The sequence below is a fragment of the Pedobacter sp. Leaf132 genome (genome assembly GCF_920984695.1).
Taxonomy (GTDB): Bacteria; Bacteroidota; Bacteroidia; order Sphingobacteriales; family Sphingobacteriaceae; genus Pedobacter.
Genome location: NZ_CAKLBO010000002.1, coordinates 653,489 through 674,387, shown reverse-complemented (window position 1 = coordinate 674,387; position 20,899 = coordinate 653,489). Strand labels below are relative to the sequence as shown.

The window sequence follows — 20,899 nt, the reverse complement described above, 5'->3', positions numbered from 1 at the left end:
TAACTTCGATAAATTTTTACAGATGAATAAAATAAAAGCACTTTGTGTGTATTGTGGTTCAAATTTTAATGGTGATGAAAGTTTAAGAGCGGCAATTAAAGAACTTGCGCAAAGTTTGGTTCAACAGAAAATAAAATTAGTTTACGGTGGTGGAAGTGTTGGTGTGATGGGTGTTTTAGCCAATGATGTTCTTGAATTAGGTGGTGAAGTAACCGGTGTTATTCCTCAGTTTTTAATGGATAAAGAAGTTGGGCATAAAGGCCTTACGGAAATGATTCTGACAGAAAACATGCATCAGCGTAAACAAAAAATGGCCGATTTAAGTGATGGTTTTGTTATTTTGCCCGGAGGCTTTGGTACACTTGAAGAATTTTTTGAAGTGTTAACCTGGTTACAACTCGGTTTGCATAATAAACCTATTGGAGTTTTAAATGTTAATGGATTTTACGATCCGTTATTTGCGCAAATGGAAGTTATGGTTCAGCATCGTTTTTTAAAGCCTGCAAACCGCGATTTAGTATTTAATGAGCAAAGTGCTAAAACTTTAATCGATAAAATGGATAATTTCTCGGCTACGCCGGATGAAGTGTGGTTTAAAGAACGAAATCTTATATAAAAAACATTAACCGCTTTTGTTTATCAAAGGCTATAAAACAAAATAAAACAATGCAAATTATTTCTTCTCACGCAGAATTTGAGCAACATTTAGGTAAAGAATTAGGTGTGTCTTCATGGCATAGAATTACACAAGAACAAATAAACAAATTTGCCGATGCTACTTTGGATCACCAGTGGATACATACGGACGAAGAAAGAGCAAAAAACGAAGGCCCGTTTAAAGCAACCATTGCTCATGGTTATTTAACGCTTGCCTTAATTCCTTATTTGTGGAAAGAAATTGTTGAAATCCGTAATTTAAAAATGGAGATAAATTATGGTATAGAAAGTTTGCGCTTTGCCCAACCCGTAATTGTAGATAGCCAAATCAGACTTAAAGCTAAACTAGCATCAATTGTAAATTTGCGTGGTGTTACAAAAGTGCACATGGGTATAGAAATGGAAATTGAAGGCCAAAAGAAGCCTGCGTTTACCGGAGAAGTTGTATTCTTATATCATTTTATAACAGAATAATATTTTCTTTTTACTGCAAGGAATACTAAATTTTATCCTTGCAGTTTTTAATCTTTATTAAATTTCTTTTTAATAAATCCGCTGAGCGATTCATCTTCCAGCTCTTCCAATCCGCTTAACTCAAGTTCTAAAGCTTTTGTGCTAATCTGAATTTCTACAAGAGAAATAATCAGAGAAATCATGAAGAAAATTAAACTTAGCGCAAATAAAATTTCTGCAATTGTGTTTGATTGAAGGTAAATAAAGAACATACAAAACAGGCAACTCGCAAAACTTAAAACGCCAAATGCCTGCATGTTTTTTATCAATTTTAATCTATAGCGAAGGTTTGCAATTTGCTTATGCAAGGCGATATTTTTATTCTCAGATTCATATTTGGATTTTAAACTTCTCACCAAACTGGCTAAGGCTAAAAATCGATTTGTGTAGGCCAGCATAATTAAGCTTATTGCCGGAAATAATAATGCAGGGATATTTATGGTTAATTCCATTCTCTAGATTTATTCAAAAATATTATTTTAAAAGGATATTCTGTTGATTTAACCTCAAACGACACTAAGTTCTTCGAAAGGAACGCAAAGCAAGTTGGTATGCTTTTTTAAATTTCGCAATTAAACAGTTTGCTCGCAGTATATCACAAAGTGATAATAACTGTTTCTGAGTTATACCTTCAAACCTTTGTGCCATCCATTTTCTTAACATTCGATTAAAATTCATTGTAGACCAGAAACCAAATCAGTCGCAATGCTTTTTGTAAAAATAAATTTAAATTGCTGCCATGAATATCGAATTCAATAAGAATGAAGATGTAAACAAGCAATTAGTTTACGAATTAAAGGTTAAGCTTAAAAAAATCTATCAGGGTGGTGGAGAAAAAAATGCTGCCAAGCAAAAGGAAAAAGGCAAACTTTTAGCAAGAGAACGTATAAATTATTTAATTGATAAAGGCTCTGATTTTTTAGAAGTTGGTGCTTTTACAGCCGATGGAATGTATGCTGAACAAGGTGGTTGTCCATCTGCGGGAGTGGTTTGCGGTATCGGTTACGTTAGTGGAAGGCAGTGTATGATTGTAGCAAATGATGCAACAGTAAAGGCCGGAGCCTGGTTTCCGATGACTGCAAAAAAGAACCTTAGGGCACAGGAAATTGCTATGGAAAACCGTTTGCCGGTAATTTATTTAGTGGATAGCGCAGGTGTTTATCTGCCTATGCAAGATGAGATTTTTCCAGATAAGGAGCATTTTGGAAGAATGTTTCGCAACAATGCAATCATGTCTTCTGAAGGAATTGTGCAAATTTCTGCAATTATGGGCGCCTGTGTTGCAGGTGGCGCTTATTTACCAATTATGAGCGATGAGGCGATGATTGTTGATAAGACCGGCTCTGTATTTTTAGCAGGTTCTTATCTTGTTAAATCTGCAATAGGAGAGGAAGTTGATAACGAAACTTTGGGCGGGGCGACAACGCATTGTGAAATTTCTGGAGTTACCGATTATAAGCATCCAAATGATGAGGCTTGTTTGGATAGCATCCGAAATATTATGAGCAAATTAGGTGCTCCTGAAAATGCCGGTTTCGATAGAGTTAAACCATCAAAACCTAAGGATAAGGAAGAAGAGTTATTTGGTATTATTCCTGAAACCAGAGATAAGCAATACGAAATAATGGATATTATTAACCGATTGGTAGATGATTCTGAATTTGAAGAGTATAAACACGGCTATGGACAAAGTATTGTATGTGGCTTGGCAAGAATTGATGGTTGGGCAGTTGGAATTGTTGCAAACCAGAGAAAGGTTGTAAAATCTAAAAAAGGTGAATTGCAATTCGGAGGCGTTATTTATTCTGATAGCGCAGATAAAGCTTCCCGTTTTATCATGAACTGCAATCAGAAGAAAATTCCATTGGTATTTCTACAAGATGTTACCGGTTTTATGGTTGGAAGCCGTTCTGAACATGGCGGAATTATTAAAGATGGTGCCAAAATGGTCAACGCTGTTGCAAATTCTGTAGTGCCAAAGTTTACAATTGTTATCGGTAATTCTTATGGTGCAGGTAATTATGCCATGTGTGGTAAAGCTTACGACCCAAGATTAATTTATGCATGGCCAACCGCAAAAATTGCGGTGATGGGTGGTGCACAAGCTGCAAAAACACTATTGCAGATTCAGGAAGCATCATTAAAAGCCAAAGGCGAGGTTATTACACCTGAGAAAGAAGCAGAATTATTGAAAGAGATTACCGATAGATATGAAAGTCAAACCACCCCATATTATGCTGCCTCCAGACTCTGGGTTGATGGAATTATTGATCCTTTAGAAACCAGAAAGGTCATTTCTATGGGTATTGAAGCTGCCAATCAATCTCCAATTAAAAAGAGGTTCAATGTAGGTATAATTCAAACCTAAAAATTTCCACCAGTTCTTTTGCCTAAATTTGGTTTAAATTAAATATTAATTGATGAAGTATTTTATACTCTTTTTCTTTTTGCTTGCTGAAAACTATGTATTTGCCCAAAATGCAAACAAGATTCATCAGGAGGCGATTGTAATTGATACGCATGGCGATATTTTGTACAATCAAATTATGTCTGGAACTGATATCGGCAAACTCCAGTCAACCGGTAATTTCGATTTAATGAGGGCTAAAAGAGGCGGTTTAGATGTTCAGTTTTTTTCTGTTTGGTGCGATGAAACCGGAGATTATGCCATCGCCAATCGCCAAATTGATTCCCTTTATAGCTTGATAAAAAGATATCCCGATAGGATAAAATTAGTAAGAACCGCTACTGATTTGGAAAAGGCAGTACACGACAAAATGTTAGCTGCAATGATTGGTGTAGAAGGCGGACACATGATAAATAACCGTTTAGATTATGTAGATAGTTTAGCAAAACGCGGCATGGCTTACCTTACACTAACCTGGAACAATAGTACATCATGGTCTAGCTCTGCAGCCGAAGAAAAATCGGGGAAAGTAAAGCCTGAAAATGCCGGATTGAATGATTTTGGAAAACAAGTGGTAATGCGACTGAACAAACTTGGTGTTTTGGTCGATTTATCTCACGTAGGTGAAAAAACTTTTTTTGATGCATTAGCCGTCACCAAAAAGCCTGTCATTGCATCGCATAGTTGTGTTTACGCATTAAATCCTGTGCCAAGAAATCTAACAGATAATCAAATAAAAGCAATTGGTAAAAACGGCGGTGTTATTAGCTTAAATTTTTACAGCGGATTTTTAGATTCAACTTATAAAAGTAAACAAAAGGCTTTTTTAACAAAGTATGATGCAGAACTTAAAACTTTATCATCAAAATTTGGGCGAAGTATTGCTATCGATACTTTAATTGCAAAACACAAAAAAGAAGCTGATGAAATTCGTCCGCCAATTTCGTTATTGGTAAAGCATATTAACCATATAGTAAAACTCATTGGAATTAACCATGTTGGTTTAGGGGCAGATTTCGACGGTGCAGAATCCTTTCCGCTAGGAATGAATAGCGTGGCTGATTATCCTAAAATTACCAAAGCATTATTGCAAAATGGTTATTCTGAGGCTGATATAAAGAAAATTCTAGGTGAAAACGTAATTAGATTGATTAGAGAGAATAAAGGGAGTTAGTTTAAATAATGCTTTAGAAAATTTTCAGTTGTTAATAAGTAAACTATGTTGACAATGCGCACTTGCCAACAATTATATAAAGCGTTAAATTTGCGCTTCGATTATTGAACTTCAAACACACGATATAATGTCACAAGAAAACGAACACGTTCAGTGTTTAATTATTGGTTCTGGTCCGGCAGGATATACTGCGGCAATTTACGCAGCCAGAGCAGATTTAAAACCTGTTATGTACACCGGAATGCAAGCTGGTGGTCAGTTAACACAAACAACTGATGTTGAAAATTTCCCAGGCTATCCGCAAGGTATAATGGGACCAGAAATGATGGAAGATTTCCGTAAACAAGCAGAACGTTTCGGTACAGATATCCGTTTTGGTTACGTTAGTTTGGTTGATTTTTCATCAACCCCACATAAAATTGTAGTTGATGAAATTAAAACCATTACAGCTGATACCGTAATTATTGCAACTGGTGCAACCGCAAAATGGTTGGGTTTACCAAGCGAGCAACAATATAACGGATTTGGGGTTTCAGCATGTGCTGTTTGCGATGGTTTCTTCTTCAAAGGCCAGGATGTTGCAATTGTTGGTGCTGGAGATACCGCTGCAGAAGAAGCAACGTACTTAGCTAAACTTTGTAAAACCGTTCATTTATTGGTTCGTAGAGACGAATTCAGAGCATCAAAAGCTATGGTTAGCCGTGTTTTAGCTACACCAAACATTATAGTTCATTATAATACCGAAACACAAGAGATTTTAGGTAACGGAAAGAATGTTACCGCTGCAAAAGTTATTGATAATCAAACAAATATCACTTCCGAAATTCCGGTCGAGGGTTTTTTTGTGGCTATTGGTCACAAACCCAATACTGATATTTTTAAAGGTCAGTTGGATATGGACGAAACCGGTTATTTATCTACTAAACCTGGTTCAACTTTAACCAATATCGAAGGCGTTTTTGCTTGTGGGGATGTACAAGATATGTATTATCGCCAGGCGGTTACGGCTGCGGGTTCTGGTTGTATGGCCGCTTTAGATGCCGAAAGGTATCTTGCTGCTAAAGAGCATCCTGTAGAAGCATAAAGTTTTTTAATAAAATATTTTTAAAAGGAGAAATCAGCAAAGGTTTCTCTTTTTTGTAAAGCAATTTTCTTTTTCATAGCTTATTTCAGTCCGGCTTTGCGTTAAATCTTTTTGTTATTGTACCGGCAGAAATTAACAATGCTGCATCAAAAAGGATATCACTTCAATCCGGTTTATTTAACCACAAACAGGAGGTTTTGGATTAATTTAGTCCATTCATTATTTTAGCATCAATAGTATAGCAAAACAAACGTTTGATTTTTAATGTAACAAAAATGTGTTATTTATAATCTTTGTTTAATCTATATCTTGGTAAAACCTAACAAAAAACCTAATCTCTATTATGAACAAAGTATTTTCAACTTTCATTGGCCTGTTAATCAGTACATCAGTTTTGGCTCAGTCAGATCCAAATTTGGGTATTATTCCAGTTCCGGTTTCTATTACAAAAAGTAGTGGAAGTTTTACTTTAGATAAAACAGCTATTTTAGTTAATCAAAGTATTGATGGCGCTAAATCTGCCGATTTGCTTAATGCATTTATTGTTAGTAATGCTGGTTTTGCTTTAAGAGAGGCAAAGGTTGCTCAGCCAAGTCAAAAATCAATAGTCTTAACTTCTGTAGGTGCAGATAAACTTTCTGCAGAAGGTTACAATATTATCGTAACACCCAATCAAATTAAGTTGGTAGGTAAAGGAGCGGGATTATTTTATGCTGTACAATCTTTTATGCAAATGATGCCCGCTAAAGGCACAGCTGCAATTAGTATTCCTGCGGTAACCATTAACGATTACCCTCGCTTTAGCTACCGTGGAACCATGCTTGATGTAAGTCGCCATTATTTCCCAATATCTTTCATTAAAAAATACATCGACCAATTAGCTTATTATAAAATCAACACCTTTCACTGGCATTTAACTGACGACCAGGGTTGGAGATTAGAGATTAAAAAATATCCAAAACTTACTGCTGTTGCGTCGTCAAGGAACGGAACAATTATCGGTCATTATCCAGGCAATGGCAATTATTTAACAGAAGTTAAAGGTTTCTACACTCAAGATGAAGCTAAAGAAATTGTTCGCTACGCATCAGAAAGATTTATCACCGTTGTACCAGAAATAGAATTACCCGGGCATGCATCTGCAGCAATTGCAGCTTACCCAGAATTGAGCTGTTTTCCTGATAGAGATACTTTTATAAACGATAAAACTCCTTGGTCTGGAAGCAGAAAAGGTAAACAGGTACAACAAACCTGGGGTGTTTTCGATGATATTTTTGTTCCATCTGAAAATACATTTACCTTTTTAAATAATGTTTTAGATGAAGTTATTGCTATTTTTCCTTCAAAATACATTCATATTGGTGGCGATGAAGCGCCTAAAACCTATTGGAAAGAATCACCTTTTTGCCAGGCTTTAATGAAACAAAAAGGTTTAAAAGATGAGCACGAGTTGCAAAGTTATTTCATCCAAACGATAGAAAAACATGTGAATAGCAAAGGTCGCTCTATAATTGGTTGGGATGAGATTTTAGAAGGAGGTTTAGCACCAAACGCTACGGTTATGAGTTGGAGAGGTGAAGATGGAGGTATTGCCGCTGCTCAACAAAATCACGAAGTGATTATGACGCCGGGTTCGATGGGTTTATACATCGACCATAAACAATCAAATTCGCCAGATGAACCTGTAACTATTGGTGGTTATGCACCGTACCAAAAAATATATGCTTATGATCCTATTCCAAAAGTGTTAACAGCCGAGCAAAGAAAATATATCAAAGGGGTTCAGGCAAATATGTGGTCTGAATATATTAAAACTCCAGAAAAAGCCGAAAATCATGCCTTTCCACGTTTGTTGGCTTTATCTGAAATTGCATGGTCGCCAGTTGAGCGTAAAGACTTAAAAAATTTCACTGAAGAACGTTTGCCAACACATTTAGCTCAATTGGATAAAAAAGGTTGGAATTTATGGGTGCCAACGCCAATTGGTCAGAGCGAAAAACCATTAAGCGGAGGCGATTTTACCATTGATTTAAAAGTACCGATTAAAGGGGGTAAAATTTATTATTCATTAGATGAATCTCGTCCTTCGGAAAGTGCATTTTTATACACAAAACCCATTTCGGTAAAAGTTCCACAAGGTGAAAAAAGAACTTTAAAAACTATTGTTATTGCCCCAAGTGGCAAAAGAAGCGTTACAACAGAAACAATTTTAGATAATGGTGCACCTGTTGTAAAAGCAGAAGCAAAGAAATAAATTATCTTGCTTTGAAAATCTTATTTTCTTAATTTGGTTTTTAGAACCAAAGTCCCAAAAGAAATGAAAATAAGAACTTTAACAAAACAGCATCTTTTGCTTTTAGCAGGGATGCTGTTTTGCTTTGCATGCACTACAGAACCTGAAAAAACAAAGGAAGTTGCAGTTGAAACGCCAGTTGTAAGAAAAAATCCATTTCCTTTTTACACAGATATAGAAGTTAAACCCGGACTTAATTTTGAAGTTTTTAGTTGGGGAAAAGGCAAAGATTCTATCGGAGGTTATCAGATTTTAATGTCTGATTCTCTTAAAAAAGATTATCGTTCATTATCTGTAGAACGCAATGGCATTGTAAACGACGCCTGGAATATGGATTTAGATAATGATGGTAACCCTGAAATTTATGTTCAAATTTTAAAAAATAAAACTGCTTTAGATTTAAATGTTTTTGAATACGCTGGTGGAAGCTTTAACAAAATTAATTTTCCATCATTAACATCTAATCAGAAAAAAGGATATAAAGGCAACGATAAAATTTTTGTTAAAGGTGGCGAATTGTACCGTTCATTTCCGGCGGAAGATGCTCAAGATAAAACCAAAACAATTACTAAAACTTATCAATATAAACTAAGGGGAAATAGTTTCTCCACTGTGGAAAATAAACCTTAAAATTTTGAACGATAAAAAATTTTCGATAAAAGATAGAGTTAAGAGTTTTGGATATGCTTTTAATGGTTTAGCCCTTTTTTTTGCAAAAGAAAATAATGCCAGGATTCACGCTATCGGGGCTATTTTTGCTATATTATTATCAGTTTGGCTTAAAATTTCAGCAATAGAATGGATAGCAGTTTTAATTGTAATAGCATTGGTATTTGTTGCCGAAATTATAAATACTGCAATAGAAAAACTTGCAGATGTTGTATCTACAGAAATAAATCCTAAAATAAAAGTTGTTAAAGATTTGGCTGCCGGGGCAGTTTTGGTAGCTGCTATAGTGGCGATTATTATTGGAGCGATTATATTCTTGCCGAAATTATTTTCCTGATTCAGCTACCATTGCAGCCTTTGATTCTGCAATTTTATCATCAATAATTTTATCCCAACGAGCCTGCATTTTATGATTACTCCCGTGTTCGGTTTCTTCATCGTAATTGCGTTGCATGGTATCAAAGTAGCGACTTATTTGATTGGCTAAATCAGAAATTTGATTTTTATAATTTTTTACTGAATAGGTTCTATTTTTTAATACTCTATCAGATTCTAACAATAAAATGTAATGTATATTAACATGCCCTTGTTCGTGGTGTAACAAACTGGCTTTAATTTCTTCATTTTTTATTTTATCCCACTTAACCCACGAGCGGCTTTTATCAACAGAAACTTCATTTTTTAAATTAATGGCTACTCGGTTTCTGTAAATAGTAGATTCATAACTGTACTTCCAGGTCATGGCAGTAAGCGCAAAATATGGAGAATTTTCATCAGGCTTGCCTTTAAAATGAGTTTCAAAATTTAATTGAATAGGCTCAGTAAAGTCTCGCTTAAACGAAAGTGCAAAAATTGAAACGGTAACTAATAAAAATAGAGCAAAGCTTTTCATAATAAAATTCCTTGAAAAAACCGTGCCTAATAATTTCTATTCAGAAATTTGCATAATTATTCTTTCAAATTTTTCAATCAGTAACGATATTCTTTCCTTTTCGCGTTTAATAACGGCCTTTCTCAAAATTGTTGAACAAAAGATAATCCAGAGTGCAGTTAATGCAATGGCCAACGTTTTTTGTATGATACTTAAATAGGCTAAAATCTCAATAAAATAAAATAAAATACCTAATGAAAGTGCTACCGTATAAAACCAATAAAGAGAATTGTAAAGTTTGTAACGGTTTAGTTGATAGGTTTTTAAGTTGTTTAAATATTCGTTCGGATGAACTGTAAAGTCTGTTTTAGAAATTAACCTGTAATCGCGGTAAAGTATAAGGGTATAAACGCCAATGGCAACAATTGTTATGCTGATACCAACATGTGTAGTCCACGATTCGAAATGGAAAAATATCCAGAGTGCTGCAATTGCAATAAATGATGCAAGCATGCCCAAGATATTTAAAGCAGATTTTAGCTTTAATCCATTCACCTCTTTCTTTGCCTGTTGTAACATCTCATCTGCAGAAACTTTAAGTTCTACATCATGCTTTTGCCACAGCTCCTGTAATTGATCAAACGCTTGCATACTGATTATATAATTCTGTTAATTTTTGTTTAATACGATGAATTTTTACTCTCAAATTTCCTTCGCTTATGCCCGAAATATCTGCTATTTCATGGTATGGTAATTCATCTAATACCATAGTTATAATCAAACGATCGTTTTCTTCAAGTTTTGAGATACATGTGTACAAAAGTGCCACCTGCTCATTTTTTTCAGAGAATTCTTCGATTTTATTTTCAATAATATTCTCCGTTAATTCGTCTTTTGCCTGTCTTTTTTCTGAGCGCAAATAAGTTAAACAAGTATTTACTGCAATTCTGTATATCCAGGTAGAGATGAGCGATTTGTTTCTGAATTTATCTAAGTTTTGCCAAACCTTTAAAAAAGTTTCCTGTAAGAGATCATTAGCGGCATCTGTATCACCTGTATAACCATAGCACAAATGGAATATTTTTTTGGAATTTGAATCGAAGATCTGCTTAAATAACTTGTCTTTTTGTTCCATTTAATGGGTTGTAATTGCGTTTTAGATAGCTGATTTCAATTTTTGTTACAGCCGAGGTACAAAAAACTACAGATTTTAATATCGTTGAAAAATGAGAATTTGTTACACGCTGTAAATATCGTAGTTTTACCAAATTAACAAAGCCACTAACTTTATTATTTTATGAAGAAAAACAGACTCACAATTTTCATTTTTGTAGCGCTGATAGCAGGTATTGCTTTAGGATATATTCTAAACGTAAACTCTATAGATGTTTATAACCAAAATATCCTAAATGCTGATGCTAAAGTGAAAAGCATTGAGGTTAGTATTGCAAAATCTACAGATACCACAACTGCAGTTTTTGCACAACTTAAAACCGATAGAAAGGTAAATGCTAAAATCAAGAAAGAAAACGAAGAAATTCGCGAGAAAAAACTTGAATACTTTACATTGCTAAGTGACATCTTTTTAAGATTAATTAAAATGATTGTTGCGCCTTTAGTGTTTACTACATTAGTTGTTGGCGTTGCAAAAGTTGGTGATATAAAAGCAGTAGGCCGAATCGGAGGTAAAACATTAGGTTGGTTTGTAGCTATGTCGCTTATGTCGCTTGTTTTGGGGTTAATCCTCGTTAACATTTTCGAACCCGGAAAACACATGAAACTGACACTTCCAGATCAGTTAGTGAATACCGGAATTCAAAAAACGGCAATGAGTGTAAAAGATTTTATTGCACACGTTTTTCCTAAAAGTATAGCCGAATCAATGGCAACAAATGAAATTCTTCAAATTGTTGTTTTCTCCCTATTTTTTGGTGTTGCTACAGCGGCCATAGGCGATTTGGGTCAGGTAGTAATCAAAGCTTTTGATGCAATTGCACATGTTATCTTAAAAATGACCGGCTATGTAATGAATTTTGCACCCTTAGCGGTTTTTGGCGCTATGACAGCCATCGTGGCTAAACAAGGTCTATCTGTTTTAAATACCTACGCCATTTTTATAGGTGAATTCTACTTTGGATTGGCCATTTTATGGTGTATTTTAATATTTCTGGGCTTTCTTATCCTCAAAAAGCGAGTTTTTAAACTTGTTAATGATATGAAAGAACCGGCTATTTTAGCTTTTAGTACCGCAAGTAGCGAAGCTGCTTATCCAAAAACCATGATGCTTCTAGAGCGTTTCGGCTGTAAAGATAAAATTGTAAGTTTCGTTTTGCCACTTGGATATTCTTTTAACCTTGATGGTTCGATGATGTACATGACATTTGCTTCCTTGTTTATTGCACAAGCTTATGGCATTCACTTAGGTTTTGAGCAACAAATTTCGATGTTGTTAATCTTGATGTTAACCAGTAAAGGTATTGCGGGTGTTCCAAGAGCATCATTAGTGGTTATTGCAGGTACAATCGCAAGTTTCAATATTCCTGAGGCTGGCTTAGCGTTATTAATCGGTATCGATCCGTTATTAGATATGGGCCGTTCGGCTACGAACGTTGTAGGAAACAGTATTGCCACTGCTGTGGTAAGCAAGTGGGAGGGAGAGTTAAAAGACGCATAATTTTGCGCTTCATCTTAAATTAATCATTAAAAAATTCATTCATTCAATAATTAAAAAAAAGTGTCAAGTAGAGGGAAAAAGATATTCTTAGCGTTAACCATCATTGTACCAATGATAATTTATTGTTACATATATTACAAACCAATCATTCAGAATGCTCCGTTTAGAAAAAAGGATTTTGTTTCTTTGGATTACAAATGGGGGATAAAAGATACACTGGAAAATGAATACAATTCGGCCGATAGTTCTTATCGTTACGTAAACAGTCGCGATTCTGTTATTGTAAAAAAAGTTGGCTTAAAGGGCGATGATATTTTATATATACACAGTAAAGCAAACGAATTGGGATTATGGAATTTTCCGGATACAATTGGTAAGAAGAGCACTAAATCGATGTCGGTGCCACGTTATGATATGTTTTTTAAGTATAAAGAAAAGAGCAAACATGTAGTTGTTTATGGTGATTTTGATGGGAATCCTAAACTTTTAGACGCAGCAATGCAAATGAGAAAGATTTTAGAGGAAACCATTAATCAAGCAGAAAGACGCAGCGGTAAATAGATGTTTTCATCTTAATTAAAAGCCTAAATAGAATACAATTAGTTATTTTATTTAGGCTTTTTGGTTTTTTACTTGTGTGACCAAATTTGCATGGTGCTAACCACAATAGAACTACTAACCTGCGTAAATTAAACCTGACAGGAGCGAGCACGTAGCCGAATTCTTTTTATGAGGCAAGTAAAGCGGATGGCATGTCAGAGGTAAGCTAAATTGTACTTTAATTGCTTTTCAAATTATAATGATTAGGAATTATCTGAACTTAAAACAACGAGGGCTGCATCTGTAAAAGATTTTTATTAAATATTTTCTATATCTGTTTGTGTGTTAAATGAATTTATTCTATATTTGCACCTCGTTAAATAAAAATTATAAAACTAATATTTAAACAATGTACGCAATAGTAAATATAGCAGGGCAGCAATTTAAAGTTGCTAAAGACCAGCACCTTTTTGTACACAGATTACAAGGAGATGAAGGCGCTAGTATTGAATTTGATAATGTATTGTTGGTTGATAATGGTGGTGCAATCACTGTAGGTGCTCCTGCGGTTAAAGGTGCTAAAGTTTCAGCTACTATCGTATCTCATTTAAAAGGTGATAAAGTAATCGTTTTCCACAAAAAACGTAGAAAAGGTTACAAAAAGAAAAATGGTCACCGCCAGTTTTTCACCAAGATTCAGATTTCTGACATCACTCTATAATTAATTGTTAACCTAATAATTCGCTTTTTTGGCGGGTTACAAAATATAAGAAAATGGCACACAAAAAAGGAGCCGGTAGTTCGAAAAACGGACGTGAATCGCATAGTAAGCGTTTAGGTATTAAAATTTTCGGTGGTCAGTTAGCTATCGCTGGAAACATTTTAGTACGTCAACGCGGAACAAAACACCATCCAGATAAAAATGTTGGTTTAGGTAAAGACCATACATTATTTGCTTTAGTAGATGGTACTGTAGTTTTTAGAAAGAAACAAGATAATAAATCTTATGTATCTATTCTTCCTATCACTGATTCAGAAATTGAAGCTGCATTAGCTAAGAAACCAGCTGCAAAGAAAGAAGCTGCTGCTGTTGAAGTTGTTGCAGAAGCACCGGCTAAAAAAGCACCAGCAAAAAAAGCTGTTAAAAAAGACGAAGCTACTGAAGAAGCTGCAACCGCAGAATAATTAGTACTATTCATAAAAAAAAACCATTCTGAATTCCAGAATGGTTTTTTTTGTTTTAATAAATTTTAAGACAAAAAATATCGCTAACTCTAATTTAGCGATATTTTTATAATACAATGCTTAGTATTGCCTGGCCATTAGGCTCATTGTTAAGCTCATAATGGCTTCCTTTTGCTTGTCTGCCACACTTATTTGCTCCATGTATGATAGTGCTTTGCTCAAATAGCCTTCCATTGCTTGTTTCGCAACATTTGGTATATCTAATGAATTATAAATATTTGTTACGGCTTCAATTTTTTCTCTGCTATCAAAGTTTTCTTTAGAAATCCAATCTTGTAATGTATTTGAGTTATTATTATCTGCCAGTTCCAAAGCTTTTAAAAGTAAAAAAGTTTTTTTGTTGGCAATGATATCTCCGCCTACTTGTTTTCCGAATTTATCAGGATCAGCATAAACATCTAAAATATCATCCTGCAGTTGAAAAGCGATACCTATATTTTCGCCAAAATTGTAGATTAAGTCTGCATCTTGCTTAGATGCATTTGCAATTATGGCACCTAATTTTAGTGCACCACCCAATAAAACAGCGGTTTTTAGTCGAATCATGTTGATGTATTCTTCGATAGTTACATCATCACGATTTTCAAATTCCATATCTAATGTTTGCCCTTCGCAAACACCTTGAGCTGTGGCATTAAAAGTATCCAGAACATCTTTAAGGAAAATTGGATTTACTTTTGCAAGATTTTTATTGGCTTCAACCATCATAACATCGCCACTTAAAATAGCAACATTTGTGCTCCATTTTTCGTGAACGGTAGCCTGGCCTCTGCGTAGGGGTGCATTATCCATAATGTCATCATGCACCAGTGTAAAATTATGAAAAACCTCTACCGCCATTGCCGCGTGGATAGATTTATTAGCATCTTCGCCAAATAACTCCGTTGCCATTAAAACCAGCAAAGGGCGGATTCTTTTGCCCCCTAAATTGATTATATATGTTATTGGTTGGTAAAGTTGTTTAGGGCTTTCAGGATATTTTAGGTTTTGTATTGCTGTTTCTAAAATTTGCTGTAATTCTACTGTATTGTGCATTTTATTTTTACTAACGGATTAGTCTGAAATTTTTAATTTTATTAATCCTGAATCAAACTGAAGTCAATCTGGCGTTTTGCTAAATCTACTTTCTTCACTCTAATCATTACTTCATCTCCTAACTGGTACTTTTTCTTTTTGCGCTGACCTATGATGCAATAGTTTTTCTCATCTAATACATAAAAATCATCAGATATATCGCGAAGTCTAATCATACCTTCGCATTTATTTTCTTCAATTTCTACATACATCCCCCATTCTGTAACACCAGAAATAACACCTTTGTAAGCTGTGCCGATGTTTTCTTCTAAATATTCAGCCTGTTTATATTTTATTGATGCCCTTTCTGCCTCAGCAGCTCTTTTTTCCATAGCTGATGAATGTGCACTCGCAACTTCATAAAATTCTACATCTGCAGATTTTCCTTCATCTAAATAAGTTTGCAATAAACGATGTACCATAACATCGGGATATCTACGGATAGGGGAAGTGAAATGCGTATAATATTCAAAAGCCAAACCGTAATGACTGGTTTTCTTTGTGGTGTAAATAGCTTTAGCCATTGAGCGAATGGCTAATGAAGTTAATATGTTCTGCTCTTTCTTACCTTCAACATCGGCCATTAAATGGTTTAAAGATTTAGCAATTTCTTTATCAGATTTTGTATTAATTTTATAACCGAAACGGGATGCGAAGTTGGCAAAAGTATTCAGAGTTTCCATGTTTGGTGAGTCGTGAACGCGATAAACAAATGTGAGTTTGTTTTTACCTTTAACTTTTTTTGCAATAAATTCTGCTACTTTTCTGTTTGCCAAAAGCATATAATCTTCAATCAGCTTATGTGCATCTTTTCGTTCTTTTACATAAACTCCGATAGGCTTGCCGTTTTCATCAAGTTTAAATTTAACTTCAGTACTCTCAAAACTGATGGCACCATCTTTAAATTTTCTATCTCTTAAAATATATGCAAGCTCATTTAATTTTAAAATTTCTTCAGCAAAATCTCCAGCTTTATTTTCGATAACTTCTTGTGCTTCTTCGTAACTAAATCTTCTATCAGAATGTATTACGGTTCTGCCATACCATTCAGATTTAATATTTGCCTGTTCATCTAACTCAAAAATAGCTGCAAAGCAAAGTTTATCTTCATTGGGGCGAAGCGAACAAACACCATTGCTTAAGCGTTCAGGTAACATTGGGATAACTCTATCAACCAAGTAAACCGAAGTGGCTCTACTATAAGCTTCCTTATCTAATTCGCTTCCTTGCTCAACATAATAAGAAACATCGGCTATGTGCACACCAATTTCATAATTCCCATTTGGTAATTTTTGGAAAGAAATGGCATCATCAAAATCTTTAGCGTCAGCAGGGTCAATTGTAAAAGTTAATACGTTTCTGTAATCTTTTCTTTTGGCAATTTCTGCTGAAGGAATTTCTTCAGGAATAGCGTTGGCTTCTTTTTCTACCTGTGGAGGAAATGATAGGGGAAAACCATATTGTGCAAGAATAGCATTCATTTCGGTGTTATTCTCACCTTGGTCGCCAAGTACATGCTTAACCGTACCGATTGGATTTTTTGCACCTTCAGGCCAATCCGTTAAGCTAACTAAAACCCTTTGACCATTTTTCGCACCTAAGATATCACTCAACGGAACAAAAATATCATGAAGCATTTTCTTGTCATCTGCAATTACAAATGCAAACCTATCCGATATTTTTATTACGCCTGTAAAATCTGATTTTGCTCTTTTAATGATTTCGATAACCTCACCATCATTTTTTCTGCCATTCTTCTTCGCAAAAACATAAGCTTTAACTTTATCGCCATGCAGCGCATTTTTTAATTTACGCGGTGCAACGTAAACGTCTTTTTCAAATTCATCTTCAGGAACAATGTAGGCAGAACCATCGGCAGTCATATCAACTGTGCCAATAATAAAGCTTTGCAGGTCTTTAAGTTTAAATTTTTCTTTTTCAGGTTCCAGATAAATGCCTGCGCTTTTGCCTTCTTTTAAAATTTCGAGAATGGTTTCTCTCGATTCTTGATCGGTTAAATTTAATTTGGCAGAAACCTGTTTATAATTTAGGGGTTGATTGCTGTTTTTTTCGAAAACATCGCTAACCAGTTGATTCAGAACTAATTTTATATTCGCAGATTTTTTCTTTGCCATATGCTAATTGTATTTTACCGAAGATACAGAAAAGATGCAAAAGAGGCGGTTTATAGATGTAAAATGTCAGATTGATGATGTTATATCCATTCATTAATTCAATCTCAATTTAACATACTTTATTTTTTTTCTTAAAGATGTATAGCTGAGATGAATAGTTCCATCCTTTGCCTCAATAATTGCAGGGTAACTGTATTCTCCCTTGGGATGTTCTTCTAATGTGTAAATATTTGTCCAGCTTTTTCCATCTTTAGAAATGGCTAATTTTAAAACTGAGCGGCCTTCCCACCAGTTTTTACCAGATTCTAGCGGATTGTAAATTAAGAGCTGCCTGCCGTCGGTTAAAGTAACTGCATCGCTACCAGAATTTGGATTGGGTAAATTTGCTGGTTTTAATTTTGTCCAGCTTTCACCGTTATCTGCAGACCAGCTTTCAAAAATAACGTTTTGCCTGCTTCTGCATAAAAGCTGGAGTTTACCGCCTGGATAGGTTAATATTGAAGGTTGAATCACACCAAAAGTATCGCAATCGATATCTATTTTTCTCCAGTTTCGGGCATTTGCATCTGTTTTTTCGATATGAATCAGCCATTTTTTTTCATCCAGACTTTCTGTACTCGATGGATATAGAATGTCTCCATTAGCAATTTGAATGGGTTTATTTTTTATCGGACCTAAAAAACCTTCAGGCAGTTTCTTAGCTTTCGACCATGTTTTGCCATTATCTTTTGATGTTTTAAATTCTGCCCACCATGCTCTTGGATTTGGACCAACTTAATAATGAAGATACAAAATACCATTTTTGGCTTTAAATAATACCGGATTCCAACATGGAAAACGCAAGCTATCATTTTGAATACCATTTGCAATTTCAATTGGCGCACTCCAATTGCCATCTTTGCTAACAGATGACCAAATGGAAACATCATTGCTGCCTTCATACTTACCACCAAACCAGGCACTTATAATTGAATTTTTATCTATCTCCGCAAGGGTAGATGCATGGCAAGCATCAAAAGGAGCATTTTCAAAAATGTATTTTGATAAGATAATTTGAACACTATTTCTCTGTGCATTAGCCTGAAAATATTCAATGCAAAACAATCCAACAATTAATATAAGTCGAAGTTTTTTAATTCCCAGGAATGGCATTAATTAATTTTTTAGTGTAATCTGCTTTAGGTGCAAAGAAAATATCTTCAGAAAATCCCTCTTCTTCAATTTTGCCTTTATTCATAACCAAAATACGATCTGAAATATGTTTTACCACGGCTAAATCATGAGAAATGAAAATATAGGTTAAACCAAATTCGCTTTGTAAATCTTTTAATAAATTTAAAACCTGTGCCTGTACAGATACATCTAAAGCAGAAACAGACTCATCGCAAATAATAAATTTAGGTTGTAAAGCCAACGCTCTTGCTATAACCACTCTTTGCCTTTGGCCGCCACTAAATTCGTGTGGATATCGGTTATAATGATCTTCTTTTAATCCAACTTTCAGCAGCAATTCAACAACTTTTTGCTTTCTTTCCGCGTCATTATTATATAGCTTATGTACAATTAGCGGCTCTAAAATAGATTGGCCAACAGTAAGTTTAGGATTTAATGAAGCATAAGGATCTTGAAAAATGATTTGAACATTTCTACGAAGTTTTCTTAAAGATGTTCTGTCGATAGTTGTGATATCATTACCTTCAAAATAAATATTCCCTGATGTTGGTTCGATTAGTCTTAAAATGGTTCTGCCCAATGTAGTTTTACCACAACCAGACTCTCCAACCAAACCTAAAGTTTCACCTGGAAAAACATCAAAACTAATTGAATCGACAGCCTTAACATATTCTTTGGTTTTAGAGAAAAAACCATTATTAATTGGATACCATGTGCAAAGTTTTTCAACTTTTAATAAAGGATGTTGAGCATACAGAGCCGCCCTTCGGCTCGAAATTTCTTTATCTGTAATTTGATTTTCTGCATTTAAATGGGCATTAGCATCTTTAACCTCTCCTGTTAAGAAATCAGCAACTACAGGCAATTTTTTTAATTGTAAAGCAGGCGTGGGCCGACAAGCCAGTAAGCCTTTTGTGTAGGGATGTTGGGGATTTTCGAATATAGATTTTGCAGCACCCTGCTCTACAATTTCACCTTTATACATTACAGCAACCTCATCAGCAATTTCATTTATCACACCTAAATCGTGCGAAATAAATATCATTGCCATATTCCTTTCTTCTTTTAATTTTAATAACAGCTGCAGGATTGTTTTTTGAACCGTAACGTCTAAAGCAGTAGTTGGTTCATCAGCAATTAAAAGTTTTGGATTGCAACTTAAAGCCATAGCAATCATTACGCGTTGTTTCTGTCCGCCAGAAATTTGATGTGGATAGCTGTCAAATATTTTTTCCGGACGAGGCAATTGAACCTCATTAAAAAGAGCAATCGTTCTTTCTCTTGCGGTTTTCTTATTTGTTTTTTGATGAAGAATGATGGCTTCTGCAACCTGTTCTCCACAAGTAAAAACCGGATTCAGGGAAGTCATAGGTTCTTGAAATATCATCGAAATCTGATTGCCTCTGATTTGACGGATTTCATTTGAACTTAAATTTAATAGGCTGGTGGCTTCAAAGTCAATTTCCCCTGATATTTTTGTAGAGCGTTCATCGTGCAAACGCATAATCGAAAAAGAGGTTACAGATTTGCCCGAACCAGATTCACCAACAATACCTAAAACCGTTCCTTCTTTAACCTTAAAACTTATAGTTCTAACTGCATTAAACCACGATTTTTCGTCTCTGTTATAAAAATCAATTTTTAAATTACTTACGTTTAGCATCAGGTTACAATGGTAATGTTTTCTGCCGAAATTTCCTCAACACCTTTTAATTTTAATAGAACCTGTGCAGTTGTAATCACATCTTTTTGGCAATAAGTTACAATTCTCGGTAGGTTTTGCTCTTCATAATAAACTTGTCTAACCATGCTGCCATCAATATCATCCTTTGGTGTTGGTACATTTAAAATTGCCGCCAGCAAATTTAAAGAAGTGTAATGCTTGTAGTCGCCAAATTTCCACAATTCCATCGTGTCAATGTGATTCACTTCCCAAGGTTTCTTACCCGATAACTCTAATTGTTTTGGAATGTCGAGACCGTTAATTAAAAACCTTCTGCATAAGTATGGAAAATCGAATTCTTTACCATTATGAGCACAGAACATGAGCGAGGCAGGTTGCTTTTCTAAAAGCATATTAAAATCTTTTAAAAGATCTAATTCATCATGTCCATAAAATGATTTAATCCGTAAGTGCTGCTTTTTATCTTGAGTATAAAATATGCCTAAACTAACGCATACAATTTTGCCAAACTCGGCCATAATTCCTGCTTTCTCGTAAAAATCTTCAGGGCTTTGCTCTGCCGAGCGTTGGTAATGTGTTTTTTGTTCCCAAAGATCTTGTAAGTGCTGTGGAACATCGCTGTAATGTGCATACTGAGGAACGGTTTCGATATCGATAACCATAATTTGATTAAGGTCCAATGTCTTTAACATACAACAAGATAGCG

The 20,899-nt window shown here is 34.9% G+C and carries 20 protein-coding genes and 1 pseudogene; 12 read left to right on the top strand and 9 right to left on the bottom strand.

All coding sequences use genetic code 11. The annotated features are described in order from the left end of the window. The first annotated feature begins 22 nt into the window (after positions 1-22). A complete protein-coding gene (locus LUA86_RS06705) occupies positions 23-616 on the top strand; it encodes a TIGR00730 family Rossman fold protein (protein WP_231459841.1) in 594 nt (197 codons plus the stop codon). Positions 617-666: 50 nt separating this feature from the next. After that, entirely contained in the window at positions 667-1,131 is a 465-nt protein-coding gene (locus LUA86_RS06700; protein ID WP_231459840.1) for a MaoC family dehydratase, read from the top strand. 47 nt (positions 1,132-1,178) lie between these two features. Here LUA86_RS06700 and LUA86_RS06695 read toward each other — a convergent pair whose 3' ends face one another. Beyond that, positions 1,179-1,622 carry a DUF2721 domain-containing protein gene (locus tag LUA86_RS06695; RefSeq protein WP_231459839.1) on the bottom strand — a complete coding sequence of 148 codons (444 nt, stop codon included), beginning with the start codon at positions 1,620-1,622 and terminating at the stop codon, positions 1,179-1,181. Positions 1,623-1,909: 287 nt separating this feature from the next. On the opposite strand from LUA86_RS06695, the gene LUA86_RS06690 reads away from it, so the two are divergent. The 6 genes from LUA86_RS06690 to LUA86_RS06665 all read left to right on the top strand — a co-directional run bounded on the left by LUA86_RS06690 (position 1,910) and on the right by LUA86_RS06665 (position 9,134). After that, positions 1,910-3,538 (top strand): acyl-CoA carboxylase subunit beta, encoded by a 1,629-nt coding sequence (locus tag LUA86_RS06690; RefSeq protein ID WP_231459838.1) that lies wholly within the window; start codon positions 1,910-1,912, stop codon positions 3,536-3,538. A gap of 52 nt (positions 3,539-3,590) precedes the next feature. Beyond that, complete coding sequence (locus LUA86_RS06685; RefSeq protein ID WP_231459837.1) at positions 3,591-4,751, top strand: dipeptidase; 1,161 nt, start codon at positions 3,591-3,593, stop codon at positions 4,749-4,751. A gap of 127 nt (positions 4,752-4,878) precedes the next feature. Then, positions 4,879-5,835: a thioredoxin-disulfide reductase gene (gene trxB / locus LUA86_RS06680; RefSeq protein WP_231459836.1), complete on the top strand. Its 957-nt coding sequence runs from the start codon at positions 4,879-4,881 to the stop codon at positions 5,833-5,835. 343 nt (positions 5,836-6,178) lie between these two features. Next, positions 6,179-8,089, top strand: a complete 1,911-nt coding sequence (locus LUA86_RS06675) for a beta-N-acetylhexosaminidase (protein WP_231459835.1) — start codon at positions 6,179-6,181, stop codon at positions 8,087-8,089. Positions 8,090-8,152: 63 nt separating this feature from the next. Continuing rightward, on the top strand, positions 8,153-8,758 hold the full coding sequence (locus LUA86_RS06670) for a PliI family lysozyme inhibitor of I-type lysozyme (RefSeq protein WP_231459834.1): 606 nt from the start codon (positions 8,153-8,155) through the stop codon (positions 8,756-8,758). Between the two features lie 4 nt (positions 8,759-8,762). Further along, entirely contained in the window at positions 8,763-9,134 is a 372-nt protein-coding gene (locus LUA86_RS06665) for a diacylglycerol kinase family protein (RefSeq protein ID WP_231459833.1), read from the top strand. Here LUA86_RS06665 and LUA86_RS06660 read toward each other — a convergent pair. Genes LUA86_RS06660 through LUA86_RS06650 form a run of 3 tightly spaced genes read right to left on the bottom strand, consistent with a single transcriptional unit; the run spans position 9,123 to position 10,803 of the window. Next, positions 9,123-9,689, bottom strand: coding sequence for a DUF922 domain-containing protein (locus LUA86_RS06660; protein ID WP_231459832.1), 567 nt, complete (start codon positions 9,687-9,689; stop codon positions 9,123-9,125). The two genes, LUA86_RS06665 and LUA86_RS06660, sit on opposite strands and share 12 nt — an antisense overlap. A gap of 36 nt (positions 9,690-9,725) precedes the next feature. Next, positions 9,726-10,319, bottom strand: coding sequence for a hypothetical protein (locus LUA86_RS06655; RefSeq protein WP_231459831.1), 594 nt, complete (start codon positions 10,317-10,319; stop codon positions 9,726-9,728). Then, positions 10,306-10,803, bottom strand: a complete 498-nt coding sequence (locus LUA86_RS06650; protein WP_056872501.1) for an RNA polymerase sigma factor — start codon at positions 10,801-10,803, stop codon at positions 10,306-10,308. Before LUA86_RS06650 ends, LUA86_RS06655 begins: the two co-directional genes overlap by 14 nt. 162 nt (positions 10,804-10,965) lie before the next feature. Between LUA86_RS06650 and LUA86_RS06645 the strand changes: the two genes are divergently transcribed. The 4 genes from LUA86_RS06645 (at position 10,966) to rpmA (ending at position 14,067) form a co-directional block, all read left to right on the top strand. Further along, entirely contained in the window at positions 10,966-12,342 is a 1,377-nt protein-coding gene (locus LUA86_RS06645; RefSeq protein WP_231459830.1) for a dicarboxylate/amino acid:cation symporter, read from the top strand. 111 nt (positions 12,343-12,453) lie between these two features. Next, a complete protein-coding gene (locus tag LUA86_RS06640; RefSeq protein WP_231459829.1) occupies positions 12,454-12,903 on the top strand; it encodes a hypothetical protein in 450 nt (149 codons plus the stop codon). 388 nt (positions 12,904-13,291) lie between these two features. Beyond that, positions 13,292-13,603 carry a 50S ribosomal protein L21 gene (gene rplU, locus LUA86_RS06635; protein ID WP_010601215.1) on the top strand — a complete coding sequence of 104 codons (312 nt, stop codon included), beginning with the start codon at positions 13,292-13,294 and terminating at the stop codon, positions 13,601-13,603. A 53-nt stretch (positions 13,604-13,656) separates the two neighbouring features. Continuing rightward, a complete protein-coding gene (gene rpmA / locus LUA86_RS06630; protein WP_231459828.1) occupies positions 13,657-14,067 on the top strand; it encodes a 50S ribosomal protein L27 in 411 nt (136 codons plus the stop codon). 120 nt (positions 14,068-14,187) lie between these two features. On the opposite strand, the gene LUA86_RS06625 is transcribed toward rpmA, so the two are convergent. From LUA86_RS06625 to LUA86_RS06605, 5 genes and pseudogenes are all read right to left on the bottom strand, one after another. Continuing rightward, positions 14,188-15,162 carry a polyprenyl synthetase family protein gene (locus tag LUA86_RS06625; protein WP_231459827.1) on the bottom strand — a complete coding sequence of 325 codons (975 nt, stop codon included), beginning with the start codon at positions 15,160-15,162 and terminating at the stop codon, positions 14,188-14,190. Positions 15,163-15,203: 41 nt separating this feature from the next. Then, positions 15,204-17,336, bottom strand: a complete 2,133-nt coding sequence (rnr, locus tag LUA86_RS06620; protein ID WP_231459826.1) for a ribonuclease R — start codon at positions 17,334-17,336, stop codon at positions 15,204-15,206. 93 nt (positions 17,337-17,429) lie between these two features. After that, positions 17,430-18,488 (bottom strand): annotated as a pseudogene (locus LUA86_RS06615) (exo-alpha-sialidase). Beyond that, on the bottom strand, positions 18,469-20,172 hold the full coding sequence (locus tag LUA86_RS06610) for an ABC transporter ATP-binding protein (RefSeq protein ID WP_231459825.1): 1,704 nt from the start codon (positions 20,170-20,172) through the stop codon (positions 18,469-18,471). Before LUA86_RS06610 ends, LUA86_RS06615 begins: the two are co-directional and overlap by 20 nt. Then, on the bottom strand, positions 20,172-20,885 hold the full coding sequence (locus LUA86_RS06605; protein ID WP_231459824.1) for a 3'-5' exonuclease: 714 nt from the start codon (positions 20,883-20,885) through the stop codon (positions 20,172-20,174). The genes LUA86_RS06610 and LUA86_RS06605 overlap by 1 nt, the downstream gene beginning before the upstream one ends. Between the last annotated feature and the right edge of the window lie 14 nt (positions 20,886-20,899).